Here is a 7,807-nt window from a genome sequence, read left to right on the forward strand (position 1 = left end):
TGACAGACTCGTTCAGTGGGATGATCCGGTCGAAAGCCGGCCGGCGGCCGTGGGTTTGGTTTTCCGGCGAATATAGTCGTCGATCAGCAGTTCGAGCGCCGGCATCGTCAGCGTTCCCTGCGACAACACCGTATCATGAAATTCGCGGATGTCGAAGGTGGTGCCGAGCGCCTTCTCGGCCTTAGCCCTCAACTCCCTGATCTTCAGTTCGCCGATCTTGTAGGAAAGGGCCTGTCCCGGCCAGGAAATGTAGCGGTCGGTTTCCGTGCGGCATTCCAGCAGGGAGAGGGCGGTATTTTCGGTCAGGTAATTCAGCGCCTGGTCGCGGGTCCAGCCGAAGGCGTGCAGGCCCGTATCGACCACCAGCCGGCAGGCCCGCCACATTTCGTAGGTCAGCCGCCCGAAGTCGGCGTATGGGTCCTGGTAGAAACCCATCTCCCGGCCCAGATATTCGGTATAGAGCGCCCAGCCCTCCCCGAAAGCATTGACGTACAGCCGCCGGCGGAAAGGCGTCAGGTCGGTCATTTCCTGCGTCAGCGCAATCTGGAGGTGGTGACCCGGCACGGCCTCGTGCAGCGCCAGCGATTCGAGCACGTACAGGGGGCGGCTTTTCAGATTGTAGGTATTGACCCAGAAAAAACCGGCATTGCGGCTGCCGGCGGGGGCCGGGCTGTAGCGCCCGGCCGTATACTTGGGCGCCAGATAATCCGGTACCGGCTCCACCCCGAACGGCTGCCGGGGCAGTTTCCCGAAAAAAGCGGGGAGCTTCGCTTCGGCGGCTTTGGCGATGAAGGAAGCTTCTTTCAGCAGTTCTCTGGGCGTCCGGGCGTAAAAGCGGGGGTCGGTCCGCAGGAAGTTCAGAAACTCCTTGAACGATCCTTTGAACTCGACTTTCCGGATGAGGCTGTCCATCTGGCTCCGGATGCGGGCTACCTCCTTCAGGCCCAGTTCGTGCACCTGCCGGGCGGTCATGGGCAGCGTGGAGAAATACCGTACCCGCTCTTCGTAATATTCCTTCCCCTGCGGCCAGTGCGAAACCCCGACGGTCCGGGGCGCTTTCGGCAGGTACTCGGTTTCGAAAAACGTTTTGATCAGGCGGTATCCGTTCACGACGCTGTCGGCAATGGCCCGGCGCCCTTCGGCCAGCAGGCGGCTGCGGTCCGGTTCAGCCACCGTGACCGGCATCCGCTCGAAGGCGGCCCAGAAAACACTTTCCTCCGGTTTTTCGACGATGTGCGGCTGCCAGGTGGTTTCATAGCCTTCCAGAATCACGGCCGGCTGTGCAATGCCGAGCGCCAGGCCCCTGCGCATCAGATCGATATGCTGACGAACGTAGGCCGGAAACGCCCGGAGTTTGCGCAGGTAGGCGTCGTACTCCCGGACGGACGAAAACCGGCCGGAAGCCAGACGGGCGAAGGCGATATGAAAGCCGTCGTCCACCAGAATCGGGTTCAGATAAGCTTTAAAGCGATAGCTGTCCACCTCCTCCGTAAAGACGAACCGGAGCAACTGGTGCGTGATCCGGCCGTCCAGCGAAAGCGAGGCCGGATCGATTTGCTTCAGTTTTTGCAATTGCTCTTGGAAGAAGGCGTTCCGGCGCTCGAAATCAGCTTCCGTGAAGGAACCCAGCGGAAAGGCCGTCCGGCCCGTGGCCTCGTTCGGAAACTCCCGTTTCTGAAACTGGTCATAGGCCGCCAGCACGGCTTTCAGGCCCGGAGCCGCGGTTTTTGCGGTTTGGGCACAGACAGGCACCGGGGCCAAAGCCCCCGCCGTCAGGAGAATGAGTAGAACCAGCAGCCGTCGTACCATGACGAAAAACGGTTCAGGAGAGTTGCAGGGCGGGGCGGTTGGCCAGGGCGGTCCGGATGATCTGCATCACCCGCTCGCGCTCCTCGCCCGTCACCGGCAGACGCGGGGCACGGACCATTTCGGAGCCGATGCCCGTCGCCGATGCCGCCAGCTTGATGTATTGAACCAGTTTCGGCTGGATGTCGAGTTCGAGCAGGGGCATAAACCAGCGGTACAGGCTGCGGGCGGCTTCGATCTGCCCGGCCAGGGCCAGCTCGTAAAGGGCCACGGTTTCGTCCGGGAAGGCGTCCACCAGCCCGGCCACCCAGCCGTCGGCGCCGGTCAGCAGGGCTTCGAGCGCCAGCGTATCCACCCCACACAGCAGTTTGTACCGGTCGCCGAATGCATTCCGCATCCGGGTGATGTTGGTCAGGTCGCGGGTCGATTCCTTCACGGCCTGGATGTTGGGCAGCACCGCCAGTTCCTCGAACATGGCCACCGTGGTCATGATCTTGTAATCGACGGGGTTGTTATAGATCATGATCGGCAGCGGGGTGGCTTCAGCCACGGCCCGGAAATAGGCAATCGTCTCACGAGCATCGGCAAAATACCGCATGGGCGGCAGCAGCATCAGGCCGTCGGCGCCGTGGGTTTCGGCTTCGCGGGCGCAGCGGACGGCTTCGCGGGTGGAGGCTTCGGCGATGTTCATGATCACGGGCACCCGGCCGGCGGCCGTTTCGCGGGCCGTTTCCAGCAGGGCCAGCTTCTCCGCGCCTTCCAGCGTGCTGACCTCACCCAGCGACCCGGCAATGATCAGGCCGTGAACGCCTGCGTCGAGCTGCGCCCGCAGGTTCTTTTCGAAAAGGGGAAGGTCCAGCTGATCGTCAGCCGTGAAGGGAGTCAGAAGGGCCGGGTAGACACCCTCCCAGCGAACCGCAGTCGTCATGGTGCTTAGAAATCGTCAGAGTGAATAATGAAGAAATTGCCAGTAAGACAAAGTTCTCTTTTTTCGAACGGTTTTCCTTTACCCGGCTTGACAAGTTCTGATACTTTTTTTGCTAATTTGGCAGTCCGACATCAACAAACCGACCAATCCTGTACCAGATGAAGCCCCTATTGTTCCGGGTTCCCACCGTCAACGACCGCTCGTTCCGGGTTCAGATCGACGACGGCCCTCACTTTTACGACCGGCTGCATTTTCATCCGGAACTGCAACTGACGCTCATTCGCGAGGGCGTCGGAACGCAGGTGGTCGGCGACCGCATCGAGCGGTTTCGTCCGTATGATGTGCTGCTGCTGGGGGCCAATCTGCCGCACGTGCTGCGCAACGACCCCGATTATTTTATGTCCGGCTCCACCCGTCGCGTGCTGGCCCACTCCGTGCTGTTTCGCTTCGAGCCGCTGGAAGGTTCGCTGTTCGGAATGCCCGAAATGGCCCATCTGACGCAGTTGTTCCGGGAAGCGCGGCATGGGGTGCGGGTCCGTTACGGCCCGGACGATCCGGTGGTCCGGCAACTGGAACGGCTGCCGTCGGCCCGGCCTTTCGAGCAGTTGATGACCCTGCTGACGGTGCTGGACCATCTGTCTGCCGAACCGCAGCGCGAGGTGCTTTCCATAACCGCCTACGAACAGCCCCGGCGCCCCGACGATCACCAGCGGCTCGACAACGTTTTTACCTTTCTCCTGAAAAATTACGACCAACCGATTACCTTAGAGGACGTAGCGGGGGTGGCCCACCTTACACCCAGCGCGTTTTGCCGGTTTTTCCGACTCCATACCCGGAAAACGTTTACGCAGGTTCTCAATGAGGTGCGGGTGGAGCAGGCCTGCCGGTTTTTGCAGGAATCGACGCTGCCGGTCGGGCAGATCGCCTTTTCCTGCGGCTATACCAACTTATCCAATTTTAACCGCCAGTTCAGGACCATCACCGGTCTTACGCCCGGCCGCTATATGAAGACCGTCAATCGCTAAACCGTCAAAAATATACCAAAACCCGTCAACCTTCGTACAGCAACAAAAGCCGCCGTTTTTCAACTTCACTTCTCCTTTAATCCTAATCTATGAAGATCCGTAACCGCCTGTCCCACACCGCCTTTCTTCTTGCCTGCTTTCTGCTTTTTTCCATAACGCTAAACGCCCAGTTCCGCCTTCGCGGGATTCGATGGTCCCCGGACGGAGCCGGTTTTCTGTCCGTCAGTAAAGGAAATATCGTCCGGACGGATGTGGTGAGCGGGCAGGAAACCGTGTTGGTCTCTTCGGACCGTTTGACTCCGTCCGAAAGTGCCAAACCATTGACGGTGAACGGTTTTTCTTTTAGCCGCGATTCTTCCGTCGTGTTGATTTTCACCAATACCGCCCGGGTCTGGCGCTACAATACCCGGGGGGATTATTACCTGCTGAACCGCAGGAACAACCAGCTCCGGCAGATCGGTAAAGACCGGCCGGCGCAGTCGCTGCTGTTCGCCAGGTTATCCCCGGACGGGTCGTCGGTTGCCTATGTGAGCCAGAGTAACCTGTACGTCGAGAACCTGGCGACCGGCAAAACCACCCAACTGACCACCGACGGCACCCGGAAGCGGATCAACGGCACCTTCGACTGGGCCTACGAGGAGGAGTTCGGCTGCCGTGACGGCTTCCGCTGGAGTCCGGACGGCAAACAGATCGCCTACTGGCAGGTCGATGCCACCGGCATCCGCGATTATCTGATGCTCAACACCACGGATTCGGTCTATTCCTACGTCGTGCCGGTCGAATATCCGAAAGTCGGTCAGTCACCTTCTCCGGCCCGGATCGGCATTGTCGACATAACCGGAGGTCCTACGCGGTGGCTGGACATTCCGGGTGATCCGCAGCAGCACTATCTGGTTCGGATGGAATGGTTTCCTTCCTCGAATGAATTGATTATCCAGCAGTTGAACCGAAAGCAGAATCAGAGCGTCCTGCTGGTGGCCGGTGCTTCGGGCGGTTCGGCGACCCCGATTTACCGGGAGAACAGCGACACCTGGATCGATACCAAAGAAGCCTGGAACGGCGGGGACCCAGGGGGCTGGGAGTGGCTCCAGGGCGGCAAATCGTTCCTGTGGGTATCGGAAAAAGACGGTTGGCGGCATCTGTACCAGATCAGCCGCGACGGCAAAAAGGAAACCCTGCTCACCCCGGGCAATTACGACGTGGCTACCCTCAGCGCCATCGACGAGGTTAACCGATACGTGTACTTTATGGCTTCGCCGGACAACCCTACCCAGCGGTATCTGTACCGGACGCGGCTCGACGGAAAAGGCAAGCTTGAGCGTTTATCGCCGGCCGGCCGGCCCGGTACGCACACGTACGATATTTCCCCCGGCGGGCGGTTTGCCATGCATTCCTTCAACAGCCATACCAGCTTACCGGTTACGAATTGGGTGAGGCTTCCGGCCCACCAGACGGTGCGGGAGGTGCCCCGGCCACCGGGCGCATCTTCGACCACCCGGAATGTAGAATTTTTTAAGGTGACGACCGACGACGGCGTTACGCTCGACGGCTGGCTGCTGAAACCCGCCGATTTTGACAGTACGAAAAAGTACCCGGCGGTTTTCTTCGTTTACGGCGAACCGGCCTCCACGACGACCAACGACGTCTTTTCGGCCGGAAACAATTTTCTTTTCGACGGCGATATGGCCAAAGCCGGGTATTTCTACATCGCCCTCGACAACCGGGGAACGCCCAGCCTGAAAGGGGCAGCCTGGCGGAAGGCCATTTACCGGAAGATCGGCCGAATCAATGTTCGGGACCAGGCGATGGGCGCCAAAAAACTGTTTCAGCAGCATGCGTATCTGGACACAAGCCGGGTGGCGGTCTGGGGCTGGAGCGGGGGCGGCTCAATGACGCTGCACCTGCTGTTTCAGTATCCGGAAATTTATAAGACCGGCATCTCCATTGCCGCCGTCGGTAACCAGCTTTTTTACGATAACATCTATCAGGAACGGTATATGGGCCTGCCTCAGGAAAACCGCGAGGACTTCGTGGCCGGCTCGCCGATTACCTACGCCCGGAACCTGCGGGGAAACCTGCTGTATATTCACGGCACCGGCGACGACAACGTCCATTATTCCAATGCGGAAGTGTTGATCAATGAATTGATCCGACACAACAAACAGTTTCAGGTGATGCCCTATCCCAACCGGACGCACGGCATATCGGAAGGTGAAGGCACGACGCAACATCTGAAAACGCTGTATACCAGGTATCTGCTTCAACACTGCCCTCCCGGTCCGAGGTAATTTTTCGTTTATTGCTTACCGCCGAAACGGCATCATCGACCCCATGAAAATTCTTAAATCCTTCTTTCTGCTGTCCATTGGTCTGCTTTCTGCCGTTTCGGGTTCAGCACAGCGGTATACTTTCACCCGGGATGATACGCTGCGGGGTTCGATTACGCCCGAACGCGCCTGGTGGGACCTGGCCTTTTACCACCTGCAGGTCCGGATCAACCCGGCCGATAGCAGCATCGGCGGCAGCACGACCATCCGATACCGAGTGCTTCAACCCGCCCAGGTCATGCAGGTAGACCTCCAGCGACCGCTTCACATTCAGAAGATTACGCAGGACGGCGAGGAACTGGCTTTCCGCCAGGACGGCAATGCCTGGTTTGTAACTTTAAAGAAAAAGCAGACGCCCGGCCGGACGGAGTCACTGACGGTGTTTTATGGCGGAAAGCCCAGGGTAGCCAAACGCCCGCCCTGGGACGGCGGTTTCGTCTGGAAGCGGGACAGGGAGGGCAACTGGTTCATCGCCACCGCCTGTCAGGGCCTGGGGGCCAGTTCGTGGTGGCCCTGTAAAGATCACATGTACGACGAACCTGACAGCATGCTCATCAGCGTCACCGTTCCGAACGACCTGACGGACGTATCGAACGGGAAGCTGCGAAAAGTAACCGAACACCCGGACGGAACGCATACGTTCGACTGGTTTGTCGCCAATCCGATCAACAACTACGGCGTTAACGTCAACATAGCAAAGTACGTCCACTGGTCCGATACTCTTCAGGGCGAAAAAGGGCGACTTTCTCTCGACTTTTACGCCCTTCCGGAACATCTGGATTCGGCCCGGAGGCAATTCCAGCAGGTTAAACCGATGCTGAAGGCGTTCGAATACTGGTTCGGACCTTATCCGTTTTATGAGGACGGTTACAAATTGGTCGATGTGCCTTATCTGGGAATGGAACACCAGAGTTCGGTCACCTACGGGAACGCTTTTCGGAACGGATATCGGGGAAAAGATCTTTCAGGAACCGGGATCGGACTGCGCTGGGATTTTATTATTGTTCATGAATCGGGCCATGAGTGGTTCGCCAACAACATAACCTACCGGGATATTGCCGATATGTGGGTACATGAGAGCTTCACTAACTACGCGGAAAATCTGTACACGGAATTTTATTACGGAAAGGAAGCCGGAGCGGCTTATGTAACCGGCTGCAGGGCGCTGATCCGCAACGACCGCCCGATTGTGGGCGTCTATAACGTCAATCATTCCGGTTCGGGCGATATGTATTATAAGGGAGGAAATATGCTGCATACCATGCGGCAGGTCATTGGGAACGATGCCAGGTGGCGCCAGATTTTGAGAGGAATGAACCTGACTTTCTACCACCAGACCGTCACGGGCCGGCAGATCGAGAAGTATATCAGTCAGCAGGCAGGCATGGATTTCAGTAAGGTTTTTGACCAATACCTGCGGGACACGCGCCTACCGACATTGGAATACCAGCTAACCGGGGAGGGAATCCGGTATCGTTGGGTCAACTGCGTCGACGGGTTCAACATGCCGGTTCGAGTCTGCCTGAACTCCACCGGCCCCTACCAATTGCTCAAACCAACGACCAACTGGCAATTATTAAAATTAAAGGGAGCGAAAGCACTCGCCAGTGATCTGAATTACTATGTACTAACCCGTCAGGTTAAGTAAGATGCGAAAACAGGAAGTTGAAGCAAGAGATGCAGAACAGAAGGGCATAAAAAAAGCGTCCGAAGCGATGCTT

The 7,807-nt window shown here is 58.1% G+C and carries 5 protein-coding genes; 3 read left to right on the plus strand and 2 right to left on the minus strand.

Annotated features, from left to right (window positions below; all coding sequences use genetic code 11):
• Positions 1-12 precede the first annotated feature (12 nt).
• Together DX909_RS20610 and DX909_RS20615 are read right to left on the minus strand one after the other, a co-directional pair.
• Positions 13-1,809 carry a DUF885 domain-containing protein gene (locus tag DX909_RS20610; RefSeq protein WP_128547096.1) on the minus strand — a complete coding sequence of 599 codons (1,797 nt, stop codon included), beginning with the start codon at positions 1,807-1,809 and terminating at the stop codon, positions 13-15.
• A 13-nt stretch (positions 1,810-1,822) separates the two neighbouring features.
• Positions 1,823-2,734 (minus strand): dihydrodipicolinate synthase family protein, encoded by a 912-nt coding sequence (locus tag DX909_RS20615; protein WP_128547097.1) that lies wholly within the window; start codon positions 2,732-2,734, stop codon positions 1,823-1,825.
• Between the two features lie 158 nt (positions 2,735-2,892).
• Between DX909_RS20615 and DX909_RS20620 the strand changes: the two genes are divergently transcribed.
• From DX909_RS20620 to DX909_RS20630, 3 genes are all read left to right on the plus strand, one after another.
• A complete protein-coding gene (locus tag DX909_RS20620) occupies positions 2,893-3,759 on the plus strand; it encodes an AraC family transcriptional regulator (protein WP_128547098.1) in 867 nt (288 codons plus the stop codon).
• Between the two features lie 89 nt (positions 3,760-3,848).
• On the plus strand, positions 3,849-6,047 hold the full coding sequence (locus DX909_RS20625; RefSeq protein WP_128547099.1) for a S9 family peptidase: 2,199 nt from the start codon (positions 3,849-3,851) through the stop codon (positions 6,045-6,047).
• 43 nt (positions 6,048-6,090) lie between these two features.
• Entirely contained in the window at positions 6,091-7,734 is a 1,644-nt protein-coding gene (locus DX909_RS20630; RefSeq protein ID WP_128547100.1) for a M1 family metallopeptidase, read from the plus strand.
• Positions 7,735-7,807 lie beyond the last annotated feature (73 nt).

This window comes from Larkinella soli (genome assembly GCF_003703975.1).
GTDB lineage: Bacteria > Bacteroidota > Bacteroidia > Cytophagales > Spirosomataceae > Larkinella > Larkinella soli.

Excerpts from the sequence above, each read along its gene's own strand:
- DX909_RS20610 (WP_128547096.1), bottom strand. The coding sequence starts at position 1,809 with ATGGTACGACGGCTGCTGGTTCTACTCATTCTCCTGACGGCGGGGGCT.
- DX909_RS20620 (WP_128547098.1), top strand. The coding sequence starts at position 2,893 with ATGAAGCCCCTATTGTTCCGGGTTCCCACCGTCAACGACCGCTCGTTC.
- DX909_RS20625 (WP_128547099.1), top strand. The coding sequence starts at position 3,849 with ATGAAGATCCGTAACCGCCTGTCCCACACCGCCTTTCTTCTTGCCTGC.
- DX909_RS20615 (WP_128547097.1), bottom strand. The coding sequence starts at position 2,734 with ATGACGACTGCGGTTCGCTGGGAGGGTGTCTACCCGGCCCTTCTGACT.
- DX909_RS20630 (WP_128547100.1), top strand. The coding sequence starts at position 6,091 with ATGAAAATTCTTAAATCCTTCTTTCTGCTGTCCATTGGTCTGCTTTCT.